Source organism: Streptomyces sp. NPDC058662, from assembly GCF_042716255.1.
Lineage (GTDB): Bacteria > Actinomycetota > Actinomycetes > Streptomycetales > Streptomycetaceae > Streptomyces.
Genome location: NZ_JBHXRU010000062.1, coordinates 1 through 17,255 on the forward strand (window position 1 = coordinate 1; position 17,255 = coordinate 17,255).

General features: G+C 71.0%; 9 protein-coding genes, 1 tRNA gene and 1 rRNA gene. 10 read left to right on the forward strand and 1 reads right to left on the reverse strand.

The window, feature by feature from the left end:
• Positions 1-141: 141 nt before the first annotated feature.
• Both rrf and ACFWUQ_RS20995 read left to right on the forward strand, forming a co-directional pair.
• A 5S ribosomal RNA gene (gene rrf / locus ACFWUQ_RS20990) occupies positions 142-258 on the forward strand.
• A 5-nt stretch (positions 259-263) separates the two neighbouring features.
• Positions 264-336, forward strand: a tRNA-Thr gene (locus ACFWUQ_RS20995).
• 128 nt (positions 337-464) lie between these two features.
• Here ACFWUQ_RS20995 and ACFWUQ_RS21000 read toward each other — a convergent pair.
• Entirely contained in the window at positions 465-3,047 is a 2,583-nt protein-coding gene (locus ACFWUQ_RS21000; protein WP_384540038.1) for a SpoIIE family protein phosphatase, read from the reverse strand.
• A 166-nt stretch (positions 3,048-3,213) separates the two neighbouring features.
• On the opposite strand from ACFWUQ_RS21000, the gene ACFWUQ_RS21005 reads away from it, so the two are divergent.
• From ACFWUQ_RS21005 to ACFWUQ_RS21040, 8 genes are all read left to right on the forward strand, one after another.
• Positions 3,214-8,763 (forward strand): HAMP domain-containing protein, encoded by a 5,550-nt coding sequence (locus ACFWUQ_RS21005; protein WP_384540040.1) that lies wholly within the window; start codon positions 3,214-3,216, stop codon positions 8,761-8,763.
• Positions 8,764-9,037: 274 nt separating this feature from the next.
• On the forward strand, positions 9,038-9,718 hold the full coding sequence (locus ACFWUQ_RS21010; protein ID WP_384540043.1) for a two-component system response regulator: 681 nt from the start codon (positions 9,038-9,040) through the stop codon (positions 9,716-9,718).
• Positions 9,719-9,898: 180 nt separating this feature from the next.
• Positions 9,899-12,706 carry a DNA translocase FtsK gene (locus ACFWUQ_RS21015; protein ID WP_384540045.1) on the forward strand — a complete coding sequence of 936 codons (2,808 nt, stop codon included), beginning with the start codon at positions 9,899-9,901 and terminating at the stop codon, positions 12,704-12,706.
• A 234-nt stretch (positions 12,707-12,940) separates the two neighbouring features.
• On the forward strand, positions 12,941-13,834 hold the full coding sequence (locus ACFWUQ_RS21020; protein ID WP_384540048.1) for a RodZ domain-containing protein: 894 nt from the start codon (positions 12,941-12,943) through the stop codon (positions 13,832-13,834).
• A 126-nt stretch (positions 13,835-13,960) separates the two neighbouring features.
• Positions 13,961-15,457 (forward strand): 30S ribosomal protein S12 methylthiotransferase RimO, encoded by a 1,497-nt coding sequence (gene rimO, locus ACFWUQ_RS21025; RefSeq protein ID WP_384540051.1) that lies wholly within the window; start codon positions 13,961-13,963, stop codon positions 15,455-15,457.
• Positions 15,454-16,110, forward strand: coding sequence for a CDP-diacylglycerol--glycerol-3-phosphate 3-phosphatidyltransferase (gene pgsA, locus ACFWUQ_RS21030; RefSeq protein WP_384540054.1), 657 nt, complete (start codon positions 15,454-15,456; stop codon positions 16,108-16,110). The genes rimO and pgsA overlap by 4 nt, the downstream gene beginning before the upstream one ends.
• Positions 16,107-16,664 (forward strand): CinA family protein, encoded by a 558-nt coding sequence (locus tag ACFWUQ_RS21035; protein WP_384540056.1) that lies wholly within the window; start codon positions 16,107-16,109, stop codon positions 16,662-16,664. Before pgsA ends, ACFWUQ_RS21035 begins: the two co-directional genes overlap by 4 nt.
• A 109-nt stretch (positions 16,665-16,773) precedes the next feature.
• A complete protein-coding gene (locus ACFWUQ_RS21040) occupies positions 16,774-17,154 on the forward strand; it encodes a helix-turn-helix domain-containing protein (protein ID WP_384540059.1) in 381 nt (126 codons plus the stop codon).
• The last annotated feature ends 101 nt before the right edge of the window (positions 17,155-17,255 follow it).

Consider the following 17,255-nt stretch of genomic DNA (forward strand, 5'->3'; position numbering starts at 1 on the left):
CCAGATGTGGAAGCCCGGTAACGGGTGAAGCTGACTGGTACTAATAGGCCGAGGGCTTGTCCTCAGTTGCTCGCGTCCACTGTGTTAGTTCTGAAATAACGAACAGCTGTGTCCATGCCAGCGTTCAAATTTTCATAGTGTTTCGGTGGTCATAGCGTTAGGGAAACGCCCGGTTACATTTCGAACCCGGAAGCTAAGCCTTTCAGCGCCGATGGTACTGCAGGGGGGACCCTGTGGGAGAGTAGGACGCCGCCGAACAACCCGCCCTTTTAGCTCAGTCGGTAGAGCGTCTCCATGGTAAGGAGAAGGTCAACGGTTCGATTCCGTTAAAGGGCTCTGACAAGAAAGGCCCCCGCCTCATGGCGGGGGCCTTTCTGCGTTTCAGGGCCGATGCGCCGACTCCACCCGCCGCCGGTGGGATCGGAGCGGGTGGCGGCGGGGTGAGCCCGGGAGGGCGTTCGGGACTACTCGCCCTCGCGGGGCTGCGGGACACGGAAGGCGAGGATGGCCATGTCGTCCGAGGCGGGTTCCGCGGCGAAGCGCTCCACCGTGCGCAGGATGCGCGAGGCGACCGCGCCCGCGGTGAGGCCGGTGCACGTGGTGAGGACCTCGGCCAGGCCGTCGTCGCCGAGCATGCGGCTGCCCTCGCGGCGTTCGGTCACACCGTCCGTGACGCACAGCAGGACGTCGCCCGGGTCGAGGGTCATCGTCTGCTCGAAGAGCTCCAGGTCGTCGATCACGCCCAGCAGGGGCTGCGGGTCCGCCGCCGGGGTGACCTCGCCGTTCGTGCGGAGGCGCAGCGGCAGCGGGTGACCGGCGCAGACGACCTTCATCCGGGCGCTGCCGTCGGCCTGGGGGTGCAGCTCGCCGTAGAGAAGGGTGAGGAAGCGGCTGCGGGCGCCCTCGTCGAGGATGGCCGCGTTGAGGCGCTCCAGCACGGCCGGCCCGCCCAGGCCCTCGCGGGCCAGGAGGCGCAGGGCGTGCCGGGCGAGGCCGGTGACGGCGGCCGCTTCGGGGCCCGTACCGCAGACGTCACCGATGGCGAAGCCGTACACCCCCTCGCGGATCGGGAAGACGTCGTAGAAGTCGCCGCCCACCTCGTTGCCCTCGCCGGCGGCGCGGTAGATGACCTCGACCTCCATGCCCGGGACCGCGGGCGAGCCCTGCGGCAGCAGGCTGCGCTGGAGGGAGCGGCTGATCGCGGTGCGCTCGGAGTAGAGGCGGGCGTTGTCGAGGGCGAGCGCGGCGCGGCGGGAGAGGTCCTCCGCGAGTTCGAGGATCTCCTGGCGGAAGTGCTCCTCGCTCGGCTTGCCCAGGGTCAGGAGGCCGATCACGCGGTTGCGGGCGAGCAGGGGCAGCACGACCGTCTCGCCGCCGACCGCCAGGGCCGTCTCCGGCCAGGGGCGGGCGCCGGCCTCGCGGACCGGCTCGGGCGGGCTGACCCGGGAGAGCAGGGCCTTGAGCCCGTCGATGCGTTCCTCGTCCTCGTGCAGGACGTAGGAGAGGTACGGGTCGGACGACTGGTCGGCGATGGTGTAGACGGCGCACCAGGTGGCCAGCGTGGGGACCGTCATCTGGGCCATGAGGGCCAGGGTCTGGTCTCGGTCGAGGGTGCCGGCCAGCAGGTCGGAGGCCTCCACGAGGAAGGAGAGCGAGCCCCGGCGCAGCCGCTCCAGCTCGCCCAGGCGGGCCGACTCGACGGCGAGGGCGATCCGGTCGGCGGCGAACTGGAGGTGCAGGGCCTCCTCGTTCGTGTAGCGGCCGGGGGTCTCGGCGGCGACGCCGAGGGAGCCGGTGAGCCGGCCCTCCACCTTGAGCGGCACGGTGACCACGGAGCGCATGCCGGTGTTCTCCAGGAGCGGGACCGCTCCGGAGACGGCGGCGAGGTCGTCGTGGACGGCGGGCATCCGGGCGGAGCCGTAGCGGTTGGTGCCGGCCTCGACGGGGACGCGGGCGAAGCGCTGGCGGGTGGAGGGCAGGCCGGTCGTGGCCCGTACCTCCAGCTCGGTCTCGTCGTCGGTGGCCAGCAGCAGGAAGGCGGCGTCGGCGTCGAGGAGGTCCCGGGCCCGCTCGACGGTGCGCTGCAGGAGGCCGTCGAGGTCGTCGGGAGCGGGGGAGCCGATGAACACCTCGAAGGGGTCCGCGGCGCGTGGCTCGGTGAGGTGCCCGTCGGAGGCGGGGACCCGTGCGGGGGTCTGGAGCAGGGCGCGCTCGTCGTCGTGGACGAGGAGGCAGACGATCGACGGTTCGCCGTGGGCGTCGCGTACCCGCAGGTGGGAGGCGTAGACGGGGATGACCCGGCCGTCGGCGCCCCGGATGCCGTAGCTGCCCTCCCAGCGGGACAGCCGCAGCGCCTCGGCGATGCCGGTACCGGTGCCGGGGGTCTGCGGCCAGGCGGCCAGCTCGGCGAGCGGGCGGCCCACGGCCTTCTCCGCGGGATGTCCGAAGACGTGCTCGGCGTCGTCGTTCCAGCCGGAGACGGTGCCCGACGCGTCGATCTGCAGGACGGCCACGCGCACCCGGCTGTCGGCGAGGGGGAGCAGCTGGTCGGGGACGACGGGGCCCGAGGACCGGGTACCGACCGGCCGGTCGGGCAGGTCGAGGCGGAACCACACGTGTTTGTGCGCCGCGGTGTACTCGACTCCCCAGCGGGTGGCGAGGGCGGCGCAGAGCATGAGGCCCCGGCCGTTCTCGCGGTCGGGGTCGGCGTACGGCCGCTCGCCCGGCAGCTGGAGGGGGAGCTCGCGCTCGGGGTACCGGTCGGCGACCTCGACCCGTACGCCGTCCTCGGCGCGCAGGCACAGCACCTCGGCGCTGGTGCCGGCGTGCACCACGGCATTGGTGACGAGCTCGCTGGTGAGGACCACCGCGTCGTCGACGATGTCCGCGAAGCCCCAGCCCTGCAGGGTGTCGCGGACGAACGCGCGGGCTGCGGCGACCGAACGCCCGAGGGGATCGAAACTGGCAGCCGCCCGTGCCGTGATCACGATTCTCCTTCGACGCGGTTGGACATCGGGTGCCAGGTTACTTACCTTCACGGTCGGCATGGTGCCCACCTCGGGGAATCCACCCGCAGGGTACGGCGGGTGTGCGATGGTGCCGAAGTGTTATGGCCGGGTTCGGCCAGGGTGAAACACTGGGCAGGCTTGGTGGGCCGGCTCGCGGAGTCCGGTGTCCGGTGGAACAGTGGTCGACCCTTTCGGGAGGGACACGGTGGAGTCTGGCGCAGCGGTGCGGCGTACGGGAACGCGGCCGAAGGGCGGCCGTTCCCGGCGCGGTGGCACGACGGAGGTCGATACCGCGGCCTTGAACCGGCTGCTCACGGCCCTGGTGTCGATGCGGGACGGGAATTTCCGCAAGCGGTTGACGGTGTCCGGCGAGGGCGTGATGGCGGAGATCGCCGCCGTCTACAACGAGGTCGCCGACCGCAATCTCCACCTGACCGGGGAGTTGTCGAGGGTCCGGCGCATGGTGGGCCGCGAGGGCAAGCTCAGCGAACGGCTGGAAACAGGCGCGTGCGAGGGCTCCTGGGCGGCCGCGATCGATGCCTCGAACCAGCTGGTGGACGATCTGGCGCGGCCGGTGTCCGAGGTGGGCCGGGTGCTGTCGGCGGTCGCCGAGGGCGACCTGGACCAGCGGATGGACCTGCGCGCGCAGGCCGCCGAGGGGGCCGGGCATCCGTTGCGCGGGGAGTTCCTCAAGGTCGGGCGCACGGTCAACAACCTGGTCGACCAGCTGTCCGCGTTCACCGACGAGGTGACGCGCGTGGCGCTCGAAGTCGGTACCGAGGGCAAGCTCGGCGGTCAGGCCCAGGTGCGCGGTATGTCCGGTTCCTGGAAGGATCTGACCGACTCCGTCAACACGATGGCGTACCGGCTCACCGCTCAGGTGCGTGACATCGCTCTCGTCACGACGGCGGTGGCCAAGGGCGATCTGTCGCGCAAGGTCACGGTGCACGTGGCCGGCGAGATGCTCCAGCTGAAGAACACCGTGAACACGATGGTGGACCAGCTGTCGTCGTTCTCCTCCGAGGTGACGAGGGTCGCCCGCGAGGTGGGTACCGAGGGTGAGCTGGGCGGCCAGGCGAAGGTGCCCGGGGTCGCCGGTGTGTGGAAGGACCTGACGGACTCGGTCAACACCATGGCCGGGAACCTGACGGCCCAGGTGCGCGGGATCGCGCAGGTGACGACGGCGGTCGCGAACGGCGACCTGTCGCAGAAGGTCCGGGTGAGCGCGCGCGGCGAGGTGGCGCAGCTGGCCGAAACGATCAACCAGATGACCGAGACGCTGCGGACCTTCGCGGACGAGGTCACCCGGGTGGCCAGCGAGGTCGGTGCCAAGGGAACGCTCGGCGGTCAGGCGCAGGTGCCGGGGGCCGCGGGTACGTGGAAGGACCTCACCGACTCGGTGAACACGGTCTTCCGCAACCTCACCACGCAGGTGCGGGACATCGCGACGGTGACGACGGCGGTCGCCAACGGCGATCTGTCGCAGAAGGTCACAGTCGATGTCGCCGGCGAGATGCTGGAGCTGAAGAACACCGTCAACACGATGGTGGACCAGCTCCAGTCCTTCGGTGCGGAAGTGACGCGTGTGGCCCGCGAGGTCGGCGTCGAGGGTGAGCTGGGCGGTCAGGCGCAGGTGCCGGGCGCCGCCGGTACGTGGAAGGACCTCACCGACTCGGTGAACACGGCCTTCCGCAACCTCACCGGACAGGTGCGCAACATCGCGCAGGTGACGACGGCGGTCGCGAACGGCGACCTGTCGCAGAAGGTCACCGTGGACGTCTCCGGCGAGATGCTCCAGCTCAAGAACACCGTGAACACGATGGTGGACCAGCTGTCCTCCTTCGCCGACCAGGTCACGCGGATGGCGCGGGACGTGGGTACGGAGGGACGGCTCGGCGGGCAGGCCCGGGTGGAGGGCGTCTCGGGCACCTGGAAGGAGCTGACCGACTCGGTCAACTTCATGGCCGGGAACCTGACCTCCCAGGTGCGGCAGATCGCCCAGGTGACCACGGCGGTGGCGCGCGGTGACCTGTCGCAGAAGATCGACGTGGACGCCCGGGGCGAGATCCTGGAGTTGAAGAACACCATCAACACGATGGTCGACCAGCTCTCGGCCTTCGCCGAGCAGGTGACCCGGGTGGCGCGCGAGGTGGGTACGGACGGCCGGCTCGGCGGTCAGGCGCAGGTGCCGGGTGTGGCCGGCGTCTGGCGGGACCTGACGGACTCCGTGAACGGCATGGCCGGGAACCTGACCTCGCAGGTGCGCAATATCGCGCAGGTCGCCACGGCGGTGGCGCGCGGCGACCTGTCGCAGAAGATCGACGTGGACGCCCGGGGCGAGATCCTGGAGTTGAAGAACACCCTCAACACGATGGTCGACCAGCTCTCGAACTTCGCGGAGCAGGTGACGCGGGTGGCGCGCGAGGTGGGTACCGAGGGCATCCTGGGCGGGCAGGCCGAGGTGAAGGGTGTCTCCGGCACCTGGAAGGACCTCACGCAGTCCGTCAACTTCATGGCCAACAACCTGACCTCGCAGGTGCGCAACATCGCCGAGGTGACCACGGCGGTCGCCATGGGCGACCTCTCCAAGAAGATCACGGTCGACGCCAAGGGCGAGATCCTCGAACTGGTCACCACCGTCAACACCATGGTCGACCAGCTGTCCTCGTTCGCCGAGCAGGTGACCCGGGTGGCCCGCGAGGTGGGCACCGAGGGCATTCTGGGCGGTCAGGCCCGGGTGCGCGGGGTGACCGGCATCTGGAAGGACCTCAGCGACAACGTCAACACGATGGCCGGCAATCTGACGGCCCAGGTGCGCGGGATCGCCCAGGTCTCGGCGGCGGTCGCGAACGGCGACCTGACGAAGAAGGTCACGGTCGAGGCGCGCGGCGAGGTCGCGCAGCTCGCGGACACGGTCAACACGATGGTGAAGACCCTGTCGTCCTTCGCCGACGAGGTGACCCGGGTGGCGCGCGAGGTGGGTACGGAGGGCCGCCTGGGCGGCCAGGCGCATGTTCCCGGGGTCTCGGGGACGTGGAAGGACCTGACGGACTCGGTGAACTTCATGGCCTCCAACCTGACGGGTCAGGTGCGGCAGATCGCCATGGTCACGACCGCCATCGCCAAGGGCGACATGACCAAGAAGATCGACATCGACGCCCGCGGCGAGATCCTGGAGCTCAAGACCACCATCAACACGATGGTCGACCAGCTGTCGTCCTTCGCGGACCAGGTCACGCGGGTCGCCCGTGAGGTGGGCACGGAGGGCATCCTGGGCGGCCAGGCGCGTGTGCGGGACGTCGACGGGACGTGGCGGGACCTCACGGAATCCGTGAACGAGATGGCCGGGAACCTCACCCGGCAGGTGCGCGCGATCGCGGCCGTGGCGACGGCGGTGACCCGCGGCGACCTGAGCCTCAAGGTCGACGTGGACGCGGCGGGGGAGATCCAGGTCCTCCAGGACAACATCAACACGATGATCGTCAACCTGCGCGACACCACCCTGGCGAACAAGGAGCAGGACTGGCTCAAGGGCAACCTGGCACGGATCTCCGCCCTGATGCAGGGGCGCCGGGAGCTCGACGACGTGGCCTCGCTGATCATGAGCGAGCTCACCCCGGTGGTGTCGGCGCAGCACGGTGCGTTCTTCCTGGCGCTGCCGGCCGGCGGTACCACCGAGATCGGGACGGAGGGGGGCGCGGACGGCTCGTACGAGCTGCGGATGCGCGGGAGCTACGCGTACGCCGGCGGCCGGATGCCCATCTCGTTCCGGCCGGGGGAGGGGCTGATCGGGACGGTCGCCGAGGAGAAGCGGACGATCCTGGTGGAGAACACCCCGCCCGGGTACTTGAAGATCTCCTCCGGGCTCGGTGAGGCGCCGCCGGCGCATGTGATCGTGCTGCCGGTGCTCTTCGAGGGGAAGGTGCTCGGCGTCATCGAGCTGGCCTCCTTCACGCCGTTCACGCAGATCCAGAAGGACTTCCTCAGCCAGATCGCCGAGATGATCGGCACGAGCGTCAACACCATCAGCGTCAACTCCAAGACGGAGATGCTGCTCAAGCAGTCGCAGGAGATGACCGAGCAGCTGCGCGAGCGCTCCGACGAGCTGGAGAACCGGCAGAAGGCCCTCCAGGCCGCCAACGCGGAGCTGGAGGAGAAGGCCGAGCTGCTGGCCCAGCAGAACCGGGACATCGAGGTGAAGAACACCGAGATCGAGGAGGCCCGGCAGGTCCTGGAGGAGCGCGCCGAGCAGCTCGCGGTCTCGATGCGCTACAAGTCCGAGTTCCTGGCGAACATGTCGCACGAGCTGCGGACGCCGCTCAACTCGCTGCTGATCCTGGCCAAGCTGCTCGCCGACAACGCGGACGAGAACCTCTCGCCGAAGCAGGTGGAGTTCGCCGAGACCATCCACGGGGCGGGTTCGGACCTGCTCCAGCTGATCAACGACATCCTGGACCTGTCCAAGGTCGAGGCCGGCAAGATGGACGTCTCGCCGACCCGGATCGCCCTGGTCCAGCTCGTGGACTACGTGGAGGCGACCTTCCGGCCGCTGACGGCGGAGAAGGGGCTGGACTTCTCGGTACGGGTTTCCCCGGAGCTGCCCGCCACCCTGCACACGGACGAGCAGCGCCTCCTGCAGGTGCTGCGCAACCTGCTGTCGAACGCGGTGAAGTTCACCGACACCGGCGCCGTGGAGCTGGTGATCAGGCCTGCCGGTGCCGACGTGCCCTCGGCCATCCGGGAGCAGCTGCTGGAGGCCGGGTCGCTGCGGGAGGCCGACGCGGACCTGATCGCCTTCTCGGTGACGGACACCGGGATCGGGATCGCGGCGAGCAAGATGCTGGTGATCTTCGAGGCGTTCAAGCAGGCGGACGGGACGACGAGCCGCAAGTACGGCGGTACCGGCCTGGGCCTGTCGATCAGCCGGGAGATCGCCCGGCTGCTGGGCGGGGAGATCCACGCGGCGAGCGAGCCGGGCCGCGGGTCCACCTTCACGCTGTACCTGCCGCTGCACCCGAGCGAGCTGCCTCCGCAGGGGTACGCGCCGCCCGCGCCCGGGGGCGGCCGCGGGGAGCTGTACCGACGGCAGTCGGAGCAGACGCGGCCGGCGCTGCCGGCGAGTCCGGTGGCACCGCCCGCGGCGCCGGTCCAGGCGCAGCCGACGAGGGCGGCGCTGTCCGGGACCGGTTCCGAGTACGGGCAGCCCGGACGCGGCGGCGGCCAGGGCGGGGCCGCGCTGTTCCGGCGGCGACGCAAGGCGCTGGGCGACGCGGACGGGCGGTCCGCGGCGGTGCCCGGGCAGCCGAACGCGGTGGGCGCCGAGGACTGTTGGGGCAGCGCGGACGAGGAACTCCCGGTGGTGCCCCGGACGTACGACTTCCACGGCGAGAAGGTGCTCATCGTGGACGACGACGTACGCAACGTGTTCGCCCTGACCAGCGTGCTGGAACAGCACGGGCTGGCGGTGCTGTACGCGGAGAACGGACGGGAGGGCATCGAGGTCCTGGAGCAGCACGACGACGTCACGGTCGTGCTGATGGACATCATGATGCCCGAGATGGACGGGTACGCGACGACGTCCGCGATCCGGCGGATGCCGCAGTTCGCGGGGCTGCCGATCATCGCGCTGACGGCGAAGGCGATGAAGGGGGACCGGGAGAAGGCCATCGACTCCGGCGCTTCCGACTACGTCACCAAGCCGGTCGATCCGGACTACCTGCTGTCGGTGATGGAGCAGTGGATGCGCGGGAAGTGATCACCGGGCGGGCGAAGTGGGGTACGCGGCCGACCGACTGTGGCCGTGACGGTGTGGGAGGGCGGTATACGGGGAACCTTCTGCTCCCCCGCACCGTTTCCGCTAAGTGCACAGTGACATCCTGGTGACAGGGTGTGGCGATCTCGGGACTGGGGCTACGATGACCGGCACAAGGACGGATGGCGCAAGGGTGTCGTCCTCTGGGGCGGGGCCCGGCGCACAGGCCGGCGCCCGGAGCCGGGGAGGCCCCATGCCGGGGCGAGGAGGACAGGGCATGGTGCAGAAGGCCAAGATCCTCCTGGTCGACGACCGGCCGGAGAATCTGCTGGCGCTGGAGGCCATCCTCTCCGCGCTCGATCAGACACTGGTCCGGGCGTCGTCGGGGGAGGAAGCGCTCAAGGCGCTGCTGACGGACGATTTCGCGGTCATCCTGCTGGATGTGCAGATGCCGGGGATGGACGGTTTCGAGACGGCCGCGCACATCAAGCGGCGGGAGCGGACCAGGGACATCCCGATCATCTTCCTCACCGCGATCAACCACGGTCCGCACCACACGTTCCGCGGGTACGCGGCGGGTGCGGTCGACTACATCTCCAAGCCCTTCGACCCGTGGGTGCTGCGGGCCAAGGTGTCGGTCTTCGTGGAGCTGTACACGAAGAACTGCCAACTGCGGGAGCAGGCGGCGCTGCTGCGGCTCCAGCTGGAGGGCGGCAGCTCCGACGGGGGCGACGCGGGCAAGGAGACGGCCGGGCTGCTGGCCGAGCTCTCCGCGCGGCTCGCGGCGGTCGAGGAGCAGGCGGAGGCGCTGACCAAGCAGCTCGGCGAGGAGTCGGCCGACGGGGCGGTGGTGGCGACCGCGGCCCATCTGGAACGCAAGCTCACCGGTTTGCGCAGGGCGCTCGACGCGCTCGAACCCGGGACGGGCGGGGGAGCCGTACTGCCCGCCCAGGGCTAGGGAGCCCCGCCTCGCCCGCGGCCGCCGTCCGCGGGTTGTCGCAAGGGGTGGCGGCCGGGTGCCGCCTGGTGGTGTGTCAGGTCTGGCGGGACGTCAAAGCGCCTACCGATCGAGCGACACGAACGGGTGAAGGGGTGGGCACGCGTGTCCACCGGCCCGCGCACCGGTAACCTCGGCCCCATGGCCTCACGTACGTCCGGCAAGGGTTCCCAGAGCACGGCGGGCACCGCGAAGGGCCGCACCGGCCGTACGGCGGCGCCGGCGAAGAAGGCCGCTTCCGCGCGGGGGCCGGCGAGGAAGGCCGCGGCGCCCAGGCGCGCCCCGGTGCGGAAGGTCGCGGCGAAGCCCGCGCCGTCCCCGACGAGCGGCGTGGTGCGGTTGGTGCGCGCCGTCTGGCTGGGCTGCGCGCACGCGGTCGGGGCGATCTTCCGCGGGGTCGGGCAGGGCGCCAGGAACCTGGATCCCGCCCACCGCAAGGACGGCGTCGCGCTGCTGCTGCTCGCCCTCGCGCTGATCGTCGCCGCCGGAACCTGGTCGAATCTGAGCGGTCCCGTCGGCGATCTGGTCACGATGCTGATCACCGGTGCCTTCGGGCGACTGGATCTGCTCGTGCCGGTCCTGCTCGGCGTGATGGCGGTGCGTTTCATCCGCCATCCCGAGCAGACGGACGCCAACGGCCGCATCGGCGTCGGGCTCTCCGCCCTGGTCATCGGGGTCCTGGGCCTGGTCCACATCGCCTGCGGGGCGCCCGGCCGGGACGCGGGCACCACCGCCATGCAGGACGCGGGCGGGCTCATCGGCTGGGGCGCCTCCAAGCCGCTGATCTTCACCATGGGCGCGCCGCTGGCCGTGCCGATGCTGGTCCTGCTCACCGTCTTCGGGCTGCTGGTGGTCACCGCGACCCCGGTCAACGCGATCCCGCAGCGGCTGCGCAGGCTGGGCATCCGGCTCGGGATCATCGCGCCGAACGTGTACGACGAGGGCTACGCCGAGGCCGAGGGGGCGGCGCCCGCCGCCGACCGGCACGACCCCGAGCGCTGGCGGGCGCGGGCGGGTGCCGGGCACGGCGGTCCGGCGGACACCGCCGAGGAGGAGGCGCTCGCCCGCCGGCGCCGGCCGCGGCGGGCCGCGGCGCGCCCTGCCGCGGACCGCGGGATGGACGCCGTGGACGTGGCCGCGGCGGCGGCCGCCGCGCTGGACGGGGCCGTGTACGGAGGGCTGCCGCCCTCGCCGCTGGTCGCCGGCCTCACGCACGGGATCAGCACCGAGCGGGAGGGCGCCGAGCCCACCGCCCCCGTGCCGCCCGCCCGGGCGGGGCGCCCCGTACCGGCGGAGCCCGCCGGGGCCCCGGAGCCGGGGAAGACCGCGGCGCCGGCGCCCGCGCCCGGCGCGCCGGAGCCGCACGCCACCACCGCCGCCGCCTCCGGCACGCTGTCGGTGCCCGACCTGACGAAGACCCCGCCGCAGGCCCAGGCCCTGCCGCCGCGGGCGGAGCAGCTCCAGCTGCGCGGGGACATCACGTACGCGCTGCCGTCCCTGGACCTGCTGGAGAAGGGCGGTCCGGGCAAGACCCGCAGCGCCGCCAACGACGCCGTCGTGGCCTCGCTGACCAATGTGTTCATGGAGTTCAAGGTCGACGCGAGGGTCACCGGCTTCACCCGGGGCCCGACGGTCACCCGCTACGAGGTGGAGCTCGGTCCGGCGGTGAAGGTCGAGCGGATCACCGCGCTGGCCAAGAACATCGCCTATGCCGTGGCCTCGCCGGACGTGCGGATCATCAGCCCGATCCCGGGGAAGTCGGCGGTCGGCATCGAGATCCCGAACACCGACCGGGAGATGGTCAACCTCGGCGACGTGCTGCGGCTGGCGGACGCGGCCGAGGACGACCATCCGATGCTGGTCGCCCTCGGCAAGGACGTCGAGGGCGGCTACGTCATGGCCAACCTCGCCAAGATGCCGCACGTCCTGGTCGCCGGCGCCACCGGCTCCGGCAAGTCCTCGTGCATCAACTGCCTGATCACCTCGGTCATGGTGCGGGCCACCCCGGAGGACGTCCGGATGGTCCTCGTGGACCCCAAGCGGGTGGAGCTGACGGCGTACGAGGGCATTCCGCACCTCATCACGCCGATCATCACGAACCCCAAGCGGGCCGCCGAGGCACTCCAGTGGGTGGTGCGCGAGATGGACCTGCGCTACGACGACCTGGCCGCCTTCGGCTACCGGCACATCGACGACTTCAACCAGGCCATCCGCGACGGCAAGATCAAACTGCCGCCGGGCAGCGAGCGGGAGCTCAGCCCGTACCCGTACCTGCTCGTGATCGTCGACGAGCTCGCGGACCTGATGATGGTGGCCCCGCGCGACGTGGAGGACTCCATCGTCCGCATCACCCAGCTGGCCCGCGCGGCCGGTATCCACCTGGTGCTGGCGACCCAGCGGCCCTCCGTGGACGTGGTGACCGGCCTGATCAAGGCGAACGTGCCCTCGCGGCTCGCGTTCGCCACCTCCTCCCTCGCCGACAGCCGGGTCATCCTGGACCAGCCCGGCGCGGAGAAGCTGATCGGCAAGGGCGACGGGCTGTTCCTCCCCATGGGGGCGAACAAGCCCGTCCGGCTGCAGGGCGCCTTCGTCACCGAGGAGGAGATCGCCGGCATCGTGCAGCACTGCAAGGACCAGATGGCCCCGGTCTTCCGGGACGACGTCACGGTCGGGCAGAAGCAGAAGAAGGAGATCGACGAGGACATCGGCGACGACCTGGACCTGCTGTGCCAGGCGGCCGAGCTGGTGGTCTCCACCCAGTTCGGCTCGACCTCCATGCTCCAGCGCAAGCTGCGGGTGGGGTTCGCCAAGGCCGGCCGGCTGATGGACCTGATGGAGTCGCGCGGGATCGTCGGCCCCAGCGAGGGGTCCAAGGCGCGGGACGTGCTGCTCAAGGCCGACGAGCTGGACGCGGTGCTCGCCGTCATCCGGGGTGAGGCCCACCCGTGAGGCGCGCCGGTCGGAGGGATTCGGCGGGCAACCGTTTCCCCCGGGCCCGCGTCCAGTTGAACGGAGGTGACGGCTCTGCGCACGGCATCGGCACGGCGCGGGGCCGCCGCACCGGGGAGACGCCCCCGCGCCATTCGGATGGCGTAGGAACAGCACCCTCCGGTTGCTCCACCCTTTCGTCACCCCCCTAGACTGGACATCCAGCAGGTGGCTACACGCTCGAAAGGCGCCCACGTGTCCATCGGCAACTCCAACTCCCCCGAAGAAGAGCGTCCTTCGACCGACGACCAGTCCGAGGACCGCATCGTCGAACGTCCCGTCGAAGGACCGTCCATCGGGACGGCCCTCAAGCAGGCCCGGATCGCCGCCGGGCTCACAGTCGACGAGGTCAGTTCCACCACCCGCGTGCGCATCCCGATCGTGCACGCGATCGAGGAGGACGACTTCACGCGGTGCGGCGGCGACGTCTACGCCCGCGGTCACATCCGTACGCTCGCCCGCGCCGTGCACCTCGATCCGGCACCCCTGATCGAGAGCTACGACGCGGCCCACGGCGGCCGGCCGGCACCCACCCCCGCCGCGCCGATGTTCGAAGCGGAACGGATCCGCCCCGAACGGCAGCGGCCCAACTGGACCGCCGCCATGGTCGCCGCCATCGTCGCCGTGATCGGCTTCGTCGGCTTCACCGCCTTCAGCGGCGGCGGCGAGAAGACCAAGCGGCCCGTGGCGGAAGGTTCCGCCGCCCCGCAGCCCGCGCCGAAGCAGAGCGGCGGAAAGCCCGCCGCCCAGCCCCAGACCCCGCAGGCCCCCAAGCCGGAGCCCTCGGACAGCGCCATCGCCGCCGCGCCCAAGGACCTCGTCACGGTCGTCCTGACGGCCGACACCGGCGAGAGCTGGATCTCCGCGAAGGACCACAGCGGCCGGCTGCTCTTCGACGGCACCCTCGCCCAGGGCGAGTCCAAGACCTTCACGGACAAGGAGTCCGTCGACCTCGTGCTCGGCGACGCCGGCGCGGTGAAGCTCTTCGTGAACGGCAAGGAGATCAAGGACGACTTCCAGCCGGGGCAGGTGGAACGTCTCACCTACACCAAGGAGGACCCGCTCCCGGGCGAACCCCAGGCGGGCTGACCCCGGCCCGCATCCGGGCCGAACACGTAATTCCGGATCCCCGGGGTGCCCGCGCCGCACCCCGGGGATCCTGCTGTGGGGGGCGTGGGGCGGGGGCCGGTGCCGGGACGAAGTAGTCTTGAGTCCATGCCCGAACGCCGTACCGTCGCCCTTGTCACTCTTGGCTGCGCCCGTAACGAGGTGGACTCGGAGGAGCTCGCAGGCCGCTTGGCGGCGGATGGCTGGGAGCTCGTCGAGGACGCCGCCGACGCGGACGTAGCCGTCGTCAACACCTGCGGCTTCGTCGAAGCCGCCAAAAAGGACTCCGTAGACGCCCTGCTGGAAGCCAACGATCTCAAGGACCACGGCAGGACCCAGGCCGTGGTCGCCGTCGGCTGCATGGCCGAGCGCTACGGCAAGGAACTCGCCGAGGCGCTCCCCGAGGCCGACGGCGTGCTCGGCTTCGACGACTACGCCGACATCTCCGACCGCCTCCAGACCATCCTCAACGGCGGCATCCACGCCTCCCACACCCCGCGCGACCGGCGCAAGCTGCTGCCGATCAGCCCGGCGGCGCGGCAGGACGCCGAGGTGGCCCTGCCCGGTCACGCCCAGGAGCCGGTGGCCGAGGCCCCCGCGGACCTCCCCGACGGACTGGCGCCCGCCTCAGGGCCGCGCGCGCCGCTGCGCCGCCGCCTCGACAAGAGCCCCGTCGCCTCGGTCAAGCTGGCCTCGGGCTGCGACCGGCGCTGCTCCTTCTGCGCCATCCCGTCCTTCCGCGGCTCCTTCATCTCCCGCCGCCCCAGCGACGTACTGGGCGAGACGCGCTGGCTCGCCGAGCAGGGCGTCAAGGAGGTCATGCTGGTCTCCGAGAACAACACCTCGTACGGCAAGGACCTCGGCGACATCCGGCTGCTGGAGTCCCTGCTGCCGGAGCTGGCCGCGGTGGACGGCATCGAGCGCGTGCGCGTCAGCTACCTCCAGCCCGCCGAGATGCGGCCCGGGCTGATCGACGTCCTCACCTCGACGCCCAAGGTCGTGCCGTACTTCGACCTGTCCTTCCAGCACTCGGCCCCCGACGTGCTGCGCGCCATGCGCCGCTTCGGTGACACCGACCGCTTCCTGGAACTGCTGGACACCATCCGCTCCAAGGCCCCGCAGGCCGGCGTCCGGTCCAACTTCATCGTCGGCTTCCCCGGCGAGAAGGAGTCGGACTTCGCCGAGCTGGAGCGCTTCCTCACCCACGCGCGGCTGGACGCCATCGGCGTCTTCGGCTACTCCGACGAGGACGGCACCGAGGCCGTCACGTACGAGAACAAGCTGGACGAGGAAACCATCGCCGAGCGGCTCGCCCACATGCAGCGGCTCGCCGAGGAGCTCACCTCGCAGCGCGCGGAGGAGCGGATCGGGGAGACCCTGGAGGTACTCGTCGAGACCGTCGTCCCGCTGGACGAGGCCGACGAGGGCGAGGGCGCCTACGGGCGCGCCGCCCACCAGGCCCCCGAGACCGACGGGCAGGTCGTCTTCACCGACGGCACGGGCCTGGTCCCCGGGCGTATCGTCACGGCGAAGGTGGTCGGCACCCTGGGTGTGGACCTGGTGGCCGAGCCCCTGGGCCTGGATCTTGAGGAGGCGACCGGATGACCGGAGTCCCGGCATCTGCGGCGGGCGGGACCGGCCGTCGGCCCGTGCCCGGCGCGAAGCTGGGGGTCGCGGCGGTCAATCAGGCCAGCCTCTGGAACATCGCCAACATCCTGACGATGATCCGGCTCGTGCTCGTGCCGGGATTCGTCCTCCTGCTGCTCGCCCAGGGCGGGTACGACCCGGCCTGGCGGGCCTGGGCCTGGGCGGCGTTCGCCGTGGCCATGATCACGGACATCTTCGACGGGCACCTGGCCCGGACGTACAACCTGGTCACCGACTTCGGCAAGATCGCCGACCCGATCGCCGACAAGGCGATCATGGGTTCCGCGCTGATCTGCCTCTCCTGGCTGGGTGACCTGCCCTGGTGGGTGACCGGGGTGATCCTCGGGCGTGAGCTCGGGATCACACTGCTCCGCTTCTGGGTGATCCGCTACGGCGTGATTCCGGCCAGCCGGGGCGGCAAGCTCAAGACCCTGGCCCAGGGCACGGCGGTGGGCATGTACGTGCTCGCGCTGACCGGGCCGCTGGCGACCCTGCGCTTCTGGATGATGGGGGTCGCCGTCGTGTTGACCGTCGTCACCGGTCTGGACTACATCCGCCAGGCGGTCGTCCTGCGCCGCAGGGGTGTCGAGGCGGAGCGGGCCGAGAGGTGACAGCGGCGGCGGAGGGCGCTCCGCGACCCGAGGGCGGGGCCGCGGCGACGGCTGTGGCGACCGAGGTGCTGCGGCTGCTCGCGGGGCGGGGGCAGACCCTCGCCGTCGCCGAGTCCCTGACCGGCGGCATGGTCGCCGCCGAGCTCACGGCCGTTCCCGGCGCCTCCCGGTCCTTCCACGGGTCGGTCACCGCCTACGCGACCGGGCTCAAGCACCGGGTCCTGGGCGTGGACGCCGCGCTGCTCGCCGCCGAGGGCGCGGTGAACGCGCGGGTCGCCGAGGAGATGGCGGCCGGCGTGCGGCGGGTGATGGACACCTCCTGGGGGATAGCGACCACCGGGGTGGCCGGTCCGGACCCGCAGGACGGGCAGCCCGTGGGCACGGTGTACATCGCTGTGGACGGCCCCGGGGGCAGGAAAACAGCCCGGCTGAGGTTGAACGGCTCCCGTACGGAAATTCGTAGGGAGAGCGCACGCGCAGTGCTGGAACTTCTCCGAGGCCAACTCCGCGAGAATGCGCGGAGGCAGGATACGGAACACAACGGGGGGATTTGATGTTTGCAGCCCTGAGTGAACACGACATCGCTCCCCGCACGGCCGCGGCGCGAGGCGGTACGGTGGGGCGTGAAGGATGCGGCTACACGGTCAGAGGAGGGAGCCACCGATGATTCTGCTCCGTCGCCTGCTGGGTGACGTGCTGCGTCGGCAGCGCCAGCGCCAGGGCCGTACTCTGCGCGAAGTCTCCTCGTCGGCCCGAGTCTCGCTCGGCTATCTCTCCGAGGTGGAGCGGGGGCAGAAGGAGGCATCCTCCGAGCTGCTCTCCGCGATCTGCGACGCGTTGGACGTACGGATGTCCGAGCTGATGCGCGAAGTCAGTGACGAGCTGTCGCTGGCCGAACTGGCACAGTCGGCCGCGGCGAGCGAACCGGTGACCGCACCGGTCCGCCCGATGCTCAATTCGGTCTCCATGGCTTCGGTCACGGCCGGACCGGAGCGGGTGACCATCAAGGCGCCTGCGGAAGCGGTGAATGTCGTAGCCGCGTGAGTACGTGAGCCTGTGAGTGTGGCCGGGGGGCCGCCCGCGGGGGGGAGCACCCGGCCGGGGCCCCGGCGCAGATAAAAAAAAAAAAGCACCACCCCACAAAA